Origin of the sequence: Stenotrophomonas rhizophila, assembly GCF_007667275.1 — a bacterium.
Taxonomy (GTDB): domain Bacteria; phylum Pseudomonadota; class Gammaproteobacteria; order Xanthomonadales; family Xanthomonadaceae; genus Stenotrophomonas; species Stenotrophomonas maltophilia_AE.
The window spans coordinates 23,162-37,355 of sequence record NZ_VDQT01000005.1; the positions used below are offsets into that span (position 1 = coordinate 23,162).

Here is a 14,194-nt window from a genome sequence, read left to right on the forward strand (position 1 = left end):
TCCTGCGCCGGCCTTGAATCCGAAAATCGCGTCGCCATTGCTTCCATGACCCCAACAGGACGTGATGGTATGAAGCGATGGCTCTGGATGGCCGTGATGGTGGCTTCGATGATGTACGGCACCGTCTGCGCCGCGCCCGCAATGCGCGTGGAGGACACTGCCACGCAGATCATGACCTTCGCAGGCGACCACCGGCTGGTGATGCTGGGCGAATACCACGGCACCGCCGAGACACCGCTGCTGGTGGCCGACCTGATGGAGCGCTACAGCCGCGACGACGCACCCGTGCGGCTGGGCGTGGAGCTTCCGATGAGCGAGAACGCCGCGCTTGCGCGTTACCTCCGCTCCAACGGCGATGCGGATGCGCGGGCGGCACTGCGCACCTCGCCGTTCTGGCGGGTGAAGGACGACCAGCACGACGGCCGCCGCAGCCGCGACATGCTGGCATTGATCGAAACGCTGCGCGTGCTGCGCCTGCAGGGACGCGATATCGGCGTGGCCGGCTATGACATTGAAATCAGCGCGTACGACAGCGATGTGGATCGCGATGCGGCGATGGCCACCCACCTTCGCCAGCAGTTCAGCGCATTGCCGACCGGAACGCGGATGTTGGTGCTCACCGGCAACGTGCACGCAATGCGCCACCCCTTTGCGGACGCGCCACCGGAGATGAAGCACCGCACCATGGCGTCGTACCTGCTGGACCTGCCGCTGTACAGCGTGCGCGTGGAAGCGCTGCATGGGCAGTTCTGGGGCTGCATGGTGCCCTGCCGAGCGCTCACGCTGATTGAGCGTCCGGAACAAGATCCAGTCGCCGAAACCGGCGTGAATCGGTCCTATGACGTGTGGGTGTATCTGCCCGAGCTGAGCGTGGGGACGCTGACAGATCCGTAGGGTGGCCGAATCCGGACGCCGCGGTGCCTCGGTAGGGTCGCTTCCCAAACGACCGCACGCAGACCCGACCAGCGCGGTAAGGCATGACCTTTGCCGGAGTTCGGCCTTGCAGGCGCCGTTAGGTTTGCGCTTCTCCGAATGCTTCAGGTAAGGAAACCGCGTGCCTGTCCGTCAGACAACTCGGTTGCTGTGGATACCTGGACCCGTGCCGCAATTTCTCATCGCGCAGCTGCGTATACAGATGTTGCGAGATGTCTCGCAACCATCAGGGAGCAACAATGAGATTGCCGCGCTGCGCAGGCGCAGGACTACTTTTGGTGAGCATGCTGTCCACCAATGAAGCCGCCGCCGAAGTAAAGGCCCTCAGCCGTGCCAACTGTCTTGGCTTCGTCAACGAATCCGTGACCTATGATCGCCCTTTGTTCAGGAACATCCAAGGCTCGGCTGCAAGCAGACACATTCCACAAGGAAACATCCATCCCAAGCACAACCTCGGAGCGCCGAACAACGGAGGGTTTTCATGGCGCTTCAGAGCCGGCGATCAGTCAGATCCTGAGCGAATGCTTGTTCGGGGTTACCACACCTGGATCCTGGATCGGCTACCGTATGTGCGGCACACCGCCGTCGTTGACTGTGCTCTGACGGAGTGGTGATCGGTATGAAAATTAAATACGCAATCACGTTGATGGCCGCTGCATTTCCAACATGGTCGGCATCGCCGCCCACTGAATCAGTCGACGCGGTGGGCCAATGGCTCAACGATCGGGTAATGCGTGCAGCCGAACTGGATAGCGAGGTGGGTGCGAGAGGGCTCGATGAAGGGGTCTACAGGCTCATCCCATTGGCCGAGTTGGATGCTCCGGAGCCCGTCAAGGACTATTTCCGCGAGCAGATCCGGCGCAGCCGATCCGGTGTGGAAAAGGTCGAGCGAGACTCGATACCTTCCCTAGAGGCGCTGTTCAATGCGGTTCCGAAAACACAGAGATCGGATGCAATCCTGCGCCAGCGACTGCCAAATCCGCCCAGTACGCTTCAGGGGACATTGCTGGGCGCCGCTGAAGTCATAGGCATGGAGCCAACGGGTGCTATCGATGGCGTGAAGTCTTCCGGGCTCTCACGCTTCTTCCGTCTTGGCGGGATCGGTATCGTTGAGTTCAACGAGGAGAATTTCCGCGTACCGGGGGGCGTCATTGAAGCCTTTGTCGAGGCGCAGAACACCGAAATCAAAGGCGTGCCTGGTCAGCTGGATATGTCCATGGACGACCAAGGGCGCGGGCAGGTAGTGTTGGTGTGGGCGGGCAAAGACAAACTGTACAAGTTGATCGCCACTGGGAACGACGACGTGCAGCGCAAAGCAGACGTGTTGAAGGAGATTGCGCGATCGATCGTGGACTGAGTCGGCAGGGCGTTCAACATCGACCCCGCCCGAGAATGCGTTCGACTCAAGCTCGGCGCGCATACCGTTGCGCCACCACCGCACACACGATCAGCTGGATCTGATGGTAGATCATGATCGGCAGCACGATGGCGCCCAGGCTGCCGCCGGCAAACAGGATCTTGGCCATCGGCACGCCGGTGGCCAGGCTCTTCTTCGAGCCGCAGAACAGGATGGTGATGCGGTCTTCGCGGTTGAAGCCCAGCTTCCTGGCCAGCAGGTTGATCAGCGGCATGGCGACGCCCAGCAGCACCGCGGCAACCACCGCCACGGCCAGCAGCGACAGGATCGGCGTCTTGCTCCACAGACCTTCGTTCACTGCTTCGCCGAATGCCGAATACACCACCAGCAGGATCGTGCCCTGGTCGGTATAGCGCAGCAGCGCGCGCTGCCGCTCCACCCAGCGGGCGATCCACGGCCGCAGCAGGTGGCCGACCACGAATGGCACCAGCAGCTGCAGCATGATGCCCAGGATGGCCTCGCCAGGGTTGTGCATGCCGCCTGCGGTGCCGGCCAGCAGGGCCAGCAGCAGGGGGGTCAGGAACACGCCGAGGATGCTGGAGAGCGACGCGCTGACCACCGCGGCCGGTACGTTGCCGCGCGCCAGCGAGGTGAACGCGATCGACGACTGCACGGTGGATGGCAGCGCGCACAGGAACAGCACGCCGATGAAGAGTTCCGGGGTGAGCAGCCAGCCTTCCAGTGGCTTGAAGCCCATCCCGAGCAGCGGGAACAGCACGAAGGTGCAGGCCAGGATGGTCAGGTGCAGGCGCCAGTGCAGCAGTCCGGCGACGATCGATTCGCGCGGCAGGCGCGCACCGTGCAGGAAGAACAGCGCGGCAATGGCCACGTCGGTGACATCGTCCAGCACCAGGGCGGCGGCGCCGTGCATCGGCAGGAAGGAAGCCAGCAGCACAGTGCCGAGCAGGGCGAGGGTGAAGTTGTCCGGTCGCAGGCGCGACCACCAGCGGGTCATGGTGGGCAGGCTCCTGTAGAGCTGGGGGAATGAGGGTGACGCACGGGCAGGATCAACGCGTGGTGTCCTGCTCGAGCAGGGCGCGTGTCGTTGTTTCCAGCGAGGTCATGCCGGCGTCGCGGCCGAACTGCAGGGCCTGATCGACCGGCATGCCCTGCCGCGCTTTCAGCAAGGCCAGCAGCGCGCCGACGCGGTTGCCGGAGGCGCAGTGCAGCAGCACCGGGTCGTCGGCCTCGGCCAGCGCGGTGTGCAGCGCCTGTACGTTGGCGGAGGTGAGGCCAGTGGCGCCGGCGACGGGGATGCGCACGTAATGCAGGCCGAGCTGGGCGGTGACGCCTGCTTCATCGAAGCCGCGATCTTCGTCGGGCTGGCGCAGGTCGATTACGGTGGTGATGCCGGTCGCCGCAGCCTGTTGCAGCTGCGTCGCGGTGGGTTGGCCGCCGGTGTGGAGGCCTGGGGTCGGTTGGCGGAAGGCGTTGAGAAGGTCGGCGTCGGCCAGCGGGGCAGAGCCCCGCTCTACGGTGAGGGGCAACGGGGCTGCGGGGGACGGCAGCGGGGCAGAGCCCCGCTCTACGGTGGGGGGCAACGGGGCGGCGGGGGACGGCAGCGGGGCAGAGCCCCGCTCTACGGCGGCGCCCTCCGAAGCCGCGAATACCAGGCCCCCCGAGGTAGAGCGGGGCTCTGCCCCGCTGCTTGCCGAAGCCAGCAACCCCAACGACATCACACAGGCACGGAGGAAAGCAGCACGGTTCCAGCATCGCATCACGTGACCTTCCTCCTCGATCGGTCAACGCAGGGTGGCACGTGCCTTCAACAGCTCGCGCAGTTCGTACTTGTCAGTATCGTCCAGACCCTGCTGGCGCTGCTTTGCCTGAAGCTCCTCCAGGCGTTGCAGCAGCAGCTGCTTTTCCAGCTGCGCCACCGCATCGTGCAGTTCCTGGTTCCACATCGCCTCATCGCCCGGAAGCGTCTGCGCGGCCAGCTTCTGCAGCGCGTCCTGCTCCTCGCGGCCTTCGAAGTGCTCCAGCAATGCGCCGGTGCTGATGTCCGGACGCTGTTCCACCAGGGTCAGCAGCTCGATCAACAACTCCACGCCCGGCAGGCGCAGGCCACCGAAGTGATGGCCGTCCAGGGTCATCGCCAGCGACGGCTGCTGCAGCAGGATCGCGATGGCCGCACGCACCAGGCTGCGCCGTTGCGCCGGGGCCACCGCGCGTTGCGGCGGCCGCGCTGCCGGTGCCGCAGCAGGCGTGCTGCCCAGCCCGGTCAGCATGGCCAGCTGCTGCTTCATCAGGTCGCCGAAGGCGCCGTCGGGAATCTGCGCCAGCATCGGCCTGGCGCGCTCGGCCAGCCGCGCCTTGCCGTCCAGCGTGGCCATGTTGACCTCGCGGGTGAGCTCGTCGAAGAAGAACTGCGACAGCGGCGTGGCTTGCTTCAGGCGTTGGTCGAAGCCTTCCTTGCCTTCCTTGCGCACGATCGTGTCCGGGTCTTCGCCGTCGGGCAGGAACAGGAAGAACGCCTGGCGCCCGTCCTTCATGCGCGGCAGCACCGATTCCAGCGCACGCCAGCCGGCGCGGCGCCCGGCGGCGTCGCCGTCGAAGCAGAAGAACACGTCCGGCGCGTTGCGGAACAGCAGCTCGGCATGGTCCGGCGTGGTGGCCGTGCCCAGCGTCGCCACCGCCTGAGTGACCCCGAACTGGAACAGCGACACCACGTCCATGTAGCCTTCGACCACGATCAGGCGTTCGATCTTCTGGTTGGCCTGGCGTACCTGCCACAGGCCGTACAGTTCGCGCCCCTTGTGGAACAGCGCGGTCTCGGGCGAGTTCAGGTACTTGGGGCCGTCGTCCTTCTCGAGCACCCGGCCACCGTAGGCGATCACCCGCCCGCGCCGGTCGTAGATCGGGAACATCACCCGGTCGCGGAACTTGTCGTAGACGTGGCCGCGGTCGTTTTTGGAGAACAGCCCGGCACGATCGAGCAGCTTCATGCGCCGCTCGTCCTTGCCCAGCGCATCCTTCAGCGCGCTGTAGCCATCGGGCGCGTAGCCGATCGCGAAGCGCGCGCGGTTTTCCTCGTCCACGCCGCGCTGGTCCAGGTAGGCACGGGCGGTGTCGCTGCCTTCCAGCGACTTCTGGAAGAAGCGCGTGGCCGCATCCAGCGCCGCGTACAGTTCGCGGCTGTCGTCCTGCTGCTGCGCAGTGCGCGGCTGCGTATCGCGCGGCACTTCCATGCCCACCCGCTTGGCCAGCTCGTCGACGGCGTCGAGGAACTCCAGGCGGTCGTAATTCATCAGGAAGCTGATCGCGGTCCCGTGCGCGCCGCAGCCGAAGCAGTGGTAGAACTGCTTGGTCGGCGACACCGTGAACGATGCCGAGCGCTCATCGTGGAACGGGCAGCGTGCCGAATACTCCTTGCCCTGGCGCTTCAACGGCACGCGGCTGCCCACCACTTCGACAATATCGGAGCGGGCCAGCAGGTCGTCGATGAATGCGTCGGGGATACGGGCCATGGGCAGCAGGCTGGGGCAGGGCCGGTAACGGCCGCGCGCGGTAGCGGAGAACCCCGCTAGTCTACTAGCTGGCGCTGGCCGCGCCCGGTTTCGGCGGCTCGATACCGGCTTCGGCCAGGTGGGTGCGGGCGCGCAGGCGTTCGTCGATCACCGCCGTCATCAGCGCACCGACGAAGAACACCACCGTGGCGTAGTAGATCCACACCAGCGAGATCACCAGCGCGCCCATCGACCCGTAGGCGCTGCCCGGCGCCACCGTGGCGATGTACAGCCCGATCGCATAGCGGCCCAGCGCGAACAGCGCCGAGGTGATCACCCCGCCAATGAACGCCTGGCGCCAGGCTACGCGCCGGTCGGGCAGGTAGTGGTAGAGGAAGGCGAAGCCCACCGTGTACAGGGCCAGGCTGGTCAGGTAGCCCACTGCCGGCAGCACCGAGGGCAGCTGTGCAAAGGCTACCTGCAGCATGGTGGTGGCGGTCATCGACAGGATCAGCAGGAACCCCAGTGCCAGCACCACGCCGAACGAGAACACGCGCTTGCGCAGCCAGGCCACGATGCCGTCCAGGCGCTCGCCGCTGGTGTTGAAGATCAGGTTCAGCGCGTTCTGCAGCTGGGCGAACACGGCGGTGGCACCAATGAACAGCAGCAGCGTGCTCCACATGCCGGCCAGCGAGCCCATCGACGGCTGGTTGTCGGCGTTCTTGAGCACGGTGTCGGCGACGGTGGCGGCACTGCTGCCGGCCACGTCGTTGATCTGCCCGATCAGCGCCTGCTGGGCAGGTGGATACAGCGACGCGGTCAGCCACAGCAGCAGCACCAGCAATGGTGCCATCGAGAGCAGGGCATAGAAGGACACCGACGCGGCCTGGGTCAGCACGTCGACTTCGACGAAGCGTTTGCCCACTGCGACCGGGAAGCTGCGTTCAAGCCGGTCCACGTACTTGCGCAGGCGTGGCGGAACGCGGGACGGATCATGCGCCGGTGCGGGCGCGGGGGAAGGCGGCAGCGAAGACATGCCTGATTTCTAGCAGGCCCGGGTCGAAGGCCGGGTGAAACGCGGCGGTGGGCTGGCGCACGCACCGACCAACGGTCGGTGCCTACCGCACGCACCGACCAACGGTCGGTGCCTACCACACGCACCGATCGACGGTCGGTGCCTGCCACGCGCACCGATCGACGGTCGGTGCCTACCGCCGAGGCCGGGTAGGACACGACCGTTGGTCGTGTCCCCCGCACGCTCAACCGGCGAAGTGTGCCTTGACCAGCTTGGACACCAGGCCCATGTCGGCCTGGCCGGCCAGCTTCGGCTTCAGCGCGCCCATCAGCTTGCCCATGTCGGCCGCGCTGCTGGCGCCGGTTTCGGCGACGGCGGCCTGGATGGCGGCCTGGATCTCGGCTTCGCCCATCTTGGCCGGCAGGTAGGTATCGATCACCGCCAGCTCCTGGCGCTCGATTTCCGCCAGGTCTTCACGGTTGGCGGCCTCGAACTGGCTGACCGAGTCCTTGCGCTGCTTGACCATCTTGTCGAGCACGGCGATCACCGCGGCGTCGTCCAGCTCGATGCGCTCGTCCACTTCGCGCTGCTTGATGGCGGCGTTGATCAGGCGGATGACGCCCAGCTTGTGCTTTTCGCCCGCCTTCATGGCGGCCTTCATGTCGTCGGTGAGCTGCTGCTTCATGCTCATGGAACACCTCGTTCGGTGAAAGGGTGGGGCGGGAACAGGATCGATGGAAACGCAAAAAGCCGGTAACGCTCGCGCGTTCCGGCTTCGGCTCCGCCGCGACAGGCCAGGCCTGCCGCATCGAAGTTGCGTCCGATCAGTACAGGCGCTGACGCTTGGTGACGTCGCGCGACGAGCGGCGCAGCTGACGCTTCACAGCAGCAGCAGCCTTGCGCTTGCGCTCCTGGGTCGGCTTTTCGTAGAACTCGCGCTTGCGGGTTTCGGCCAGCACGCCGGCCTTTTCGCAGGTGCGCTTGAAGCGACGGAGCGCAAACTCGAAGGGCTCGTTCTCGCGGACTTTAACGCTGGGCATGGAATCTCCGGGACACAGTAGAACCGGGTCACGCCCGGTGAGAGCCGCACATTATAGCGGCGAGAAAAGAACTTGCAACCCACCCCGGCAAACTTCCTGGCCTTGGGTAGTGAAGGGCGCGCTGGCGGTACGTCTGCCAAGGCCTCAAGAGGTCCATAATAGCAGCCATGCGAGTCCTTGGTATCGAATCTTCCTGCGATGAGACCGGCGTGGCGGTGTACGACACCTCCCTGGCCGGCCCTGACGCCCTGCGCGCCCATGCCGTTTACAGCCAGATCGCCCTTCACGCCGAATACGGCGGGGTGGTGCCCGAGCTGGCCAGCCGCGACCACGTGCGCAAACTGCTGCCGTTGATCCGCCAGACCCTGGCCGAGGCCGGGCTGGGCGTGAACGACATCGACGGGGTGGCCTACACCGCCGGCCCCGGGCTGGTCGGCGCGCTGCTGGTGGGGGCGGGCGTGGCCCGCTCGTTGGCCTGGGCGCTGGAGGTGCCGGCGGTGGGTGTCCACCATATGGAAGGCCATCTGCTGGCGCCGTTGATGGAAGACGACCCGCCGCAGGCCCCGTTCGTGGCCCTGCTGGTTTCTGGCGGGCATACCCAGCTGGTGGCGGTGGACCGGATCGGCCAGTACCGCCTGCTGGGCGAGACCCTGGACGACGCTGCCGGCGAGGCCTTTGACAAGACCGCCAAGTTGATGGGCCTGCCGTACCCCGGCGGCCCGCAGCTGGCCGCCTTGGCTGAACGCGGTACGCCCGGCAAATTCAAGTTCACCCGACCGATGACCGACCGGCCCGGGCTGGATTTCAGCTTCTCCGGCCTGAAGACCCAGGTCCTGCTGGCCTGGCGCGACAGCGACCAGAGCGAGCAGACCCGCGCCGACATCGCCCGTGGCTTTGAAGACGCGGTGGTCGAGACCCTGGCGATCAAATGCGACCGCGCGCTGGATGCGGCCGGCACCGACGTCATCGTGGTAGCCGGTGGCGTGGGCGCCAACAAGCGCCTGCGCGCCAAGCTGAAGCAGATGGCCGAACGCCGTGGCGGCCGGGCGTGTTTCCCGCGCCCTTCGCTGTGCACCGACAACGGCGCCATGATCGCCTTCGCTGGCGCGCTGCGCCTGGAGGCCGGCCAGCGAAACCCGCCGCAGGTGCAGGTCACCCCGCGCTGGGACATGGCGACGCTGCCGGCGGTGTAGCAGTCGGCGTCAGACCGGTCGATCCCGCAGCAGTGGCCTCACCCTATCGTGTCTGGCCATCCATGCCGCTGTGCGCGGGCAGCGCAGCTTCACTACTCGCTCGATGGCCGCATAGTCGTCGGCCAATGCCCTCCCGAAGATGGGTTCATGGTGCGCGATACGATTACGCAGACGCCGGATCTGCTCGAGATCACGGTGCATCTCAGCCCGGATCCCGTGCAATGGCATCCCGCGATCGGCGCCGGGAAATACCTGGCCCATGCAGCGGGACCAGAGGCGGGCGTCGAAGCGATGCGTGAACATTTTCTGCCAGAACACGAAGCTGAGCGTCGGGATGACGGTCGCCGTCGCGCTGCTGCGGGCTGCGGCGCGACGTAACTCCCTTCGTGGATCGTATCCGCCTGCAGGGCTGGGAAGGCTGTCTTCAAAGCCTTGAACCCATGGCCACCGCGGCCCATGGATTCGGGTAAGCGCATCGGATAAGGCGTTGCGGGTCACCACCTCGCCAATGTGCAGCGGCACCAGAAACGCGGCGGAGATGCGTGCATTCCAGAGGTACAGTTCGAGTGGCGTGCACTGTGTGCTGCAGGTGACTGCACAATCGAATGTGCGCAGCCGTTCTTCCGACAAAGCACGTCTTACTGCGTCTTCCATATGCGCACTGCTGGCCCCTCATGTCCGATGGGTGGAGGATGGAGTCGCAGGCGGTGCTGTGAACATCAGGGATCAGGAGGCTGTTGCGAGGTTGTCTCAATCGATCTGCGGAGCCTGATTGACTGTCTCTATTGAATCGACCGCAAGAGCGAAACTCGTCCCAATTCCAGTCAACAATGGTTGACGGCGTAGCGCCGCCCACGTAGTTTCTGCCTCACGCGCCACCGGGACTCGCGGATGGGTATCCCATCTCCACCCGGGGACAAGAGGTAAAGCAAAGGGCCCCGCGCGGGGCCCTTTGTCTATTTCGGCCCGCATTTCACATCGGGCGCCGTCAGGCACCGGTTCGAGGCACGTTCGGGGCCGTCCCGTTACCATGGTCGCCATCTTCTACGTGGCACTCCTATGGACAAGGTATTCATCGAAGGGCTCGAGATCGATGCCCTGATCGGGATCTACGACTGGGAACGGCGGATCCGCCAGACCCTGCGCTTCGATCTGGAAATGGGCTTTGACAACCGCAGGCCGGCGGCCAGCGACGATATCGCCGACACCCTGAACTACAAGGCCGTGAGCAAGCGCATCGAGCAGTTCGTGCGCGAATCCGACTTCGGCCTGGTTGAAACCCTGGCCGAGCGCATCGCCGAGATCGTGCTGCGCGAGTTCAACGTGCAGTGGCTGCGCCTGAAGCTGAGCAAGCCCGGCGCGGTGCGTGGTGCCAAGGCCGTGGGCGTGATCATCGAGCGCAGCGCCGCCTGAGGCACCGCTGCCCGGCACTGACCGCGCAGCTGTCGCACGGGCCGCGCCCCGGTCGCGCAGCTGTCGCAGGGGCCGCGCCCCGGTAGCGCCGACTGTCAGTCGGCCCTCGCAATACCAAGAGAACCCGTAAACGATGGTAGACGCCGTAATCGCCGTACAACTTCTGGAAAACCTGCAGGACACCCTCGAACCCTGGCCCTGGGCCTACACCACCATCGTGCTGTGCGCATTGGCGCTGGCCGCATGGCTGGCCAACTTCGTCACCAAGCGCATCCTGCTGCGCGGCCTGCGCCGGCTGGTGCGGCGCCTGCCGGGCCACGGTGCCGGCAACGAAGGCGGCAGCAACCTGCGGGTGATCTCGCGGCTGGCCAACGTGGTGCCCAGCATGGTCATCGCCGCCGGCATCCGGATCGTGCCGGACCTGCCGCCGCAGCTGGTGGAATTCGTCATCGGTGCCTGCCGGGCCTGGGCGGTCCTGACCGTCGCGCTGGCGGTCTCGCACGCGCTGGATGCGGCCAACGAGCTGTACGAGCGCCGCCCCGATGCCCGCAACAAGCCGATCAAGGGCTACCTGCAGGTCGTGAAGATCGTGGTCTTCGTGGTTGCCGGCCTGTCCATCGTCGCCACCCTGCTGGGGGTCAAGCTGGGCCCGCTGGTGACCGGGCTGGGCGCGGCCACGGCGGTGTTGATGCTGATCTTCCAGGACACCATCCTGTCGCTGGTGGCCAGCGTGCAGATCAGCGGAGATGGCCGCGTGCGGCTGGGCGACTGGATCGAAATGCCCAGCCAGAACGCGGATGGCGATGTGATCGATATCGCCCTGCACACCATCACCGTGCAGAACTTCGACAAGACCATCACCACCATCCCGACCAAGAAGCTGGTCACCGAGTCGTTCAAGAACTGGCGCGGCATGCAGGAAGCCGGCGGACGACGGATCAAGCGCGCGCTGTACCTGGACCAGCACAGCGTGGGGTTCGTCGACGAGGAAACGCTGGCGCGGCTGCAGCAGTTCGCGGTACTGGGCGACTACCTGCGCGACAAGCAGGCCGAACTGGCGCAGTGGAACACCGGGCTGCAGGCCAAGGGCATGGCCGCGGTCAATGCGCGCCGGGTCACCAACCTGGGCACCTTCCGCGCCTATGTCGAGCGCTACCTGCGCCAGCATCCGGGCATCCATACGGACATGACGCTGCTGGTACGGCAGCTGCAGCCCACCACCGAAGGCCTGCCGCTGGAGGTGTACTGTTTCACCCGCACCACCGCCTGGGCCGGGTACGAAGGCATCCAGTCGGATGTGTTCGACCACCTGCTGGCGATCCTGCCGGTGTTCGGGCTGCGCGTATTCCAGGCCTCCAGCGATGCCATGCTGATGGCCGCGCAGCAGCAGCGGGTCGCCGCGGAGTAAGCTCCTGTGCCTCCGGTGCTGCCTGGTCGGGACCGGAATTTCCCCTCGGGGATGAAAAATGAACGCCAAAATCCTCCACAAGGGGCTCGGGAACGCTAGAATCCCGGCCTTGTAAACGTTTTCATAAGGACCGCCGGTGGCCTCCGATCGCATCGAAACCCTCATTGCCCAGATGACCGTCGAAGAAAAAGTCGGCCAGCTGGGTGTGTTCGCGGACATGGTCCGGCCGTTCGCGCCGGACGTGAATCCCGAAGCCAACGTCAGCAACGCCGACCAGGTGCTGCAGCAGGTACGCGAAGGCAAGGTGGGCTCGCTGTTCAATGGCGTGGGCGTGGAAGCCGGCCGCCGCATCCAGCAGGTGGCACTGGAAGAAAGCCGCCTGCGCATTCCGGTGATCCTGGCCGCCGATGTCATCCATGGCATGCGCACCGTGTTCCCGATCCCGCTGGGTGAAGCGGCCAGCTTCGAACCCGACCTGGCCGAGCGCACCGCGCGCGCCACCGCCGTGGAAGCCACCGCTGCCGGCCTGCACTGGACCTACGCACCGGCCGTGGACATCGCCCGCGACCAGCGCTGGGGCCGCGGTGCCGAAGGCGCCGGCGAAGACGTGGTGCTGGGCTGTGCGTTCGCCGCCGCCCGCGTGCGCGGCTTCCAGGGCCCGGACCTGCGTGCGGCCGACGCGCTGCTGGCCACGCCCAAGCATTTCGCCGCCTACGGCGCGGTCATGGCCGGCATGGAATACAACATGGTGGACATCTCGCCGCAGACCCTGCGCGACGTGCACCTGCCGCCGTTCAAGGCCGCCTTTGAAGCCGGCGCGATCACCGTGATGTCGTCCTTCAACGACATCAACGGCGTGCCCGCCAGCGCCAACGCCGAACTGCTGACCGACATCCTGCGCGGCGAGTGGAACTTCCCGGGCGTGGTGATTTCCGATTACACCGCCGACATGGAGCTGGTCGCGCACGGCTACGCCGCCGACGACCGCGATGCCACCGCCAAGGCGTTCACCGCCGGCCTGGACCTGAGCATGCAGAGCGGCTTCTATGCCGTGCACCTGCCGGACCTGGTCGAGAGCGGCGAAGTGCCGATGGCCACGCTGGACGAGTCGGTGCGCCGCATCCTCAAGCTGAAGGAAGCGATCGGCCTGTTCGACGATCCGTACCGTTCGCTGGACCTGGCCCGCGAAGCCGACACCTCCTACCTGGCCGCGCACGATGAACTCTCGCGCGATGCCGCGCGCCGTTCCATCGTGCTGCTGAAGAACGACGGCAACGTGCTGCCGCTGCGAAAGAGCGGGCAGAAGATCGCGCTGATCGGTCCGTTCGTGCAGGACCGCGACAACATCGAGGGCTGCTGGACGCTGTTCGGCGACAAGGACCGCTACGTCACCCTGGAAGCCGGCGTGCGCGCGGCGATCAGCGATGAAAACCTGCTGGAGATCGTGCCGGGCTGCGACCTTGAAGCGGCCGTGCAGGACGGAATCGAACAGGCCGTGGCGGCCGCGCTGCGTGCGGACGTGGTGGTGCTGGCGCTGGGCGAACCGCAACGCTACAGCGGTGAAGCGCAGTCGCGCGTGGAAATCACCCTGCCGCCGGCGCAGCAGGCGCTGGCCGAAGCGGTGGCGATGACCGGCAAGCCGCTCGTCGTGCTGCTACGCAATGGCCGCGCGCTGGCCCTGCAGGGCGCGGTGCGCAATGCGCAGGCGGTGGCGGTCACCTGGTACCTGGGCACCCAGACCGGCCCGGCCGTGGCCGACGTGCTGTTCGGCGACTACAACCCGTCCGGGCGCCTGCCGGTCAGCTTCCCGCAGGTGTCGGGGCAGCAGCCGTTCTTCTACAACCACCCGCGTACCGGTCGCCCGGAGCTGCCGACGATGTCGGAGTTCAAGGCGCGCTGGCGCGAGATTCCGAACGCGCCGCTGTACCCGTTCGGGCACGGCCTGGGCTATACCACGTTCGACTACGGCGTACCGCAGCTGGGCAGTGCATCGCTGGGCTGGGACGACACCTTGGAGATCACCACCACGCTCACGAACACCGGCGCGGTGGCGGGCGAGGAAGTGGTGCAGCTGTACATCCACGACCGCGTGGCCAGCCGTGTGCGGCCGGTGCGCGAGCTGAAGGATTTCCGCAAGGTGGCGCTGCAGCCGGGCGAAAGCACCCAGGTGCGCTTCACCCTGGATCGCCACGCACTGGGCTTCACCGGTCGTGACGGCGTGTTCCGTGCGGAGCCGGGTCAGTTCGACCTGTGGGTATGCGCCTCCTCGGCCAGCGGCGAGCCGGTCGTCTTCGAACTGCTGGCAAGCTGAGGTAACGCTCTGCAGGCC

14 protein-coding genes are annotated in these 14,194 nt (G+C 66.2%); 7 read left to right on the forward strand and 7 right to left on the reverse strand.

Features of this window, described 5'->3' with window-relative positions:
* The first annotated feature begins 69 nt into the window (after nucleotides 1–69).
* The 3 genes from FSZ13_RS15350 (at nucleotide 70) to FSZ13_RS15360 (ending at nucleotide 2,290) form a co-directional block, all read left to right on the forward strand.
* Nucleotides 70–894 (forward strand): calcium-binding protein, encoded by an 825-nt coding sequence (locus FSZ13_RS15350; RefSeq protein WP_260844206.1) that lies wholly within the window; start codon nucleotides 70–72, stop codon nucleotides 892–894.
* 317 nt (nucleotides 895–1,211) lie between these two features.
* Nucleotides 1,212–1,547 (forward strand): hypothetical protein, encoded by a 336-nt coding sequence (locus FSZ13_RS15355; protein WP_145481226.1) that lies wholly within the window; start codon nucleotides 1,212–1,214, stop codon nucleotides 1,545–1,547.
* A 5-nt stretch (nucleotides 1,548–1,552) separates the two neighbouring features.
* Nucleotides 1,553–2,290 carry a hypothetical protein gene (locus FSZ13_RS15360; RefSeq protein ID WP_145481227.1) on the forward strand — a complete coding sequence of 246 codons (738 nt, stop codon included), beginning with the start codon at nucleotides 1,553–1,555 and terminating at the stop codon, nucleotides 2,288–2,290.
* Nucleotides 2,291–2,336: 46 nt separating this feature from the next.
* Here FSZ13_RS15360 and FSZ13_RS15365 read toward each other — a convergent pair whose 3' ends face one another.
* From FSZ13_RS15365 to rpsU, 6 genes are all read right to left on the reverse strand, one after another.
* On the reverse strand, nucleotides 2,337–3,305 hold the full coding sequence (locus FSZ13_RS15365; protein WP_145481229.1) for a bile acid:sodium symporter family protein: 969 nt from the start codon (nucleotides 3,303–3,305) through the stop codon (nucleotides 2,337–2,339).
* A 52-nt stretch (nucleotides 3,306–3,357) separates the two neighbouring features.
* On the reverse strand, nucleotides 3,358–3,837 hold the full coding sequence (locus FSZ13_RS15370) for a protein tyrosine phosphatase family protein (protein ID WP_260844208.1): 480 nt from the start codon (nucleotides 3,835–3,837) through the stop codon (nucleotides 3,358–3,360).
* Between the two features lie 255 nt (nucleotides 3,838–4,092).
* Nucleotides 4,093–5,817, reverse strand: coding sequence for a DNA primase (dnaG, locus tag FSZ13_RS15375; RefSeq protein WP_145481233.1), 1,725 nt, complete (start codon nucleotides 5,815–5,817; stop codon nucleotides 4,093–4,095).
* A 64-nt stretch (nucleotides 5,818–5,881) separates the two neighbouring features.
* Nucleotides 5,882–6,832, reverse strand: coding sequence for a YihY/virulence factor BrkB family protein (locus FSZ13_RS15380; protein ID WP_260844210.1), 951 nt, complete (start codon nucleotides 6,830–6,832; stop codon nucleotides 5,882–5,884).
* A 223-nt stretch (nucleotides 6,833–7,055) separates the two neighbouring features.
* Complete coding sequence (locus tag FSZ13_RS15385) at nucleotides 7,056–7,502, reverse strand: GatB/YqeY domain-containing protein (protein WP_145481235.1); 447 nt, start codon at nucleotides 7,500–7,502, stop codon at nucleotides 7,056–7,058.
* 133 nt (nucleotides 7,503–7,635) lie between these two features.
* On the reverse strand, nucleotides 7,636–7,851 hold the full coding sequence (gene rpsU, locus FSZ13_RS15390) for a 30S ribosomal protein S21 (protein WP_002808376.1): 216 nt from the start codon (nucleotides 7,849–7,851) through the stop codon (nucleotides 7,636–7,638).
* A 167-nt stretch (nucleotides 7,852–8,018) separates the two neighbouring features.
* Here rpsU and tsaD point away from each other — a divergent pair, with 167 nt between their 5' ends.
* Complete coding sequence (tsaD, locus tag FSZ13_RS15395) at nucleotides 8,019–9,044, forward strand: tRNA (adenosine(37)-N6)-threonylcarbamoyltransferase complex transferase subunit TsaD (protein ID WP_145481237.1); 1,026 nt, start codon at nucleotides 8,019–8,021, stop codon at nucleotides 9,042–9,044.
* Nucleotides 9,045–9,053: 9 nt separating this feature from the next.
* Here tsaD and FSZ13_RS15400 read toward each other — a convergent pair whose 3' ends face one another.
* Entirely contained in the window at nucleotides 9,054–9,698 is a 645-nt protein-coding gene (locus FSZ13_RS15400) for a hypothetical protein (protein ID WP_260844211.1), read from the reverse strand.
* A 405-nt stretch (nucleotides 9,699–10,103) separates the two neighbouring features.
* Here FSZ13_RS15400 and folB point away from each other — a divergent pair, with 405 nt between their 5' ends.
* The 3 genes from folB (at nucleotide 10,104) to bglX (ending at nucleotide 14,176) form a co-directional block, all read left to right on the forward strand.
* Nucleotides 10,104–10,457 (forward strand): dihydroneopterin aldolase, encoded by a 354-nt coding sequence (gene folB / locus FSZ13_RS15405; protein WP_093532979.1) that lies wholly within the window; start codon nucleotides 10,104–10,106, stop codon nucleotides 10,455–10,457.
* A gap of 133 nt (nucleotides 10,458–10,590) precedes the next feature.
* Nucleotides 10,591–11,865, forward strand: a complete 1,275-nt coding sequence (locus FSZ13_RS15410) for a mechanosensitive ion channel family protein (RefSeq protein WP_145481239.1) — start codon at nucleotides 10,591–10,593, stop codon at nucleotides 11,863–11,865.
* Between the two features lie 136 nt (nucleotides 11,866–12,001).
* Nucleotides 12,002–14,176 carry a beta-glucosidase BglX gene (gene bglX, locus FSZ13_RS15415; RefSeq protein WP_145481241.1) on the forward strand — a complete coding sequence of 725 codons (2,175 nt, stop codon included), beginning with the start codon at nucleotides 12,002–12,004 and terminating at the stop codon, nucleotides 14,174–14,176.
* Nucleotides 14,177–14,194 lie beyond the last annotated feature (18 nt).

What these genes read in the sequence shown, in the direction of transcription:
- rpsU (WP_002808376.1), bottom strand. Translation starts at nt 7,851, where the DNA reads ATGCCCAGCGTTAAAGTCCGCGAGAACGAGCCCTTCGAGTTTGCGCTC.
- tsaD (WP_145481237.1), top strand. Translation starts at nt 8,019, where the DNA reads ATGCGAGTCCTTGGTATCGAATCTTCCTGCGATGAGACCGGCGTGGCG.
- folB (WP_093532979.1), top strand. Translation starts at nt 10,104, where the DNA reads ATGGACAAGGTATTCATCGAAGGGCTCGAGATCGATGCCCTGATCGGG.
- FSZ13_RS15360 (WP_145481227.1), top strand. Translation starts at nt 1,553, where the DNA reads ATGAAAATTAAATACGCAATCACGTTGATGGCCGCTGCATTTCCAACA.
- FSZ13_RS15385 (WP_145481235.1), bottom strand. Translation starts at nt 7,502, where the DNA reads ATGAGCATGAAGCAGCAGCTCACCGACGACATGAAGGCCGCCATGAAG.
- FSZ13_RS15350 (WP_260844206.1), top strand. Translation starts at nt 70, where the DNA reads ATGAAGCGATGGCTCTGGATGGCCGTGATGGTGGCTTCGATGATGTAC.
- FSZ13_RS15380 (WP_260844210.1), bottom strand. Translation starts at nt 6,832, where the DNA reads ATGTCTTCGCTGCCGCCTTCCCCCGCGCCCGCACCGGCGCATGATCCG.
- dnaG (WP_145481233.1), bottom strand. Translation starts at nt 5,817, where the DNA reads ATGGCCCGTATCCCCGACGCATTCATCGACGACCTGCTGGCCCGCTCC.
- FSZ13_RS15400 (WP_260844211.1), bottom strand. Translation starts at nt 9,698, where the DNA reads ATGGAAGACGCAGTAAGACGTGCTTTGTCGGAAGAACGGCTGCGCACA.
- FSZ13_RS15365 (WP_145481229.1), bottom strand. Translation starts at nt 3,305, where the DNA reads ATGACCCGCTGGTGGTCGCGCCTGCGACCGGACAACTTCACCCTCGCC.
- FSZ13_RS15410 (WP_145481239.1), top strand. Translation starts at nt 10,591, where the DNA reads ATGGTAGACGCCGTAATCGCCGTACAACTTCTGGAAAACCTGCAGGAC.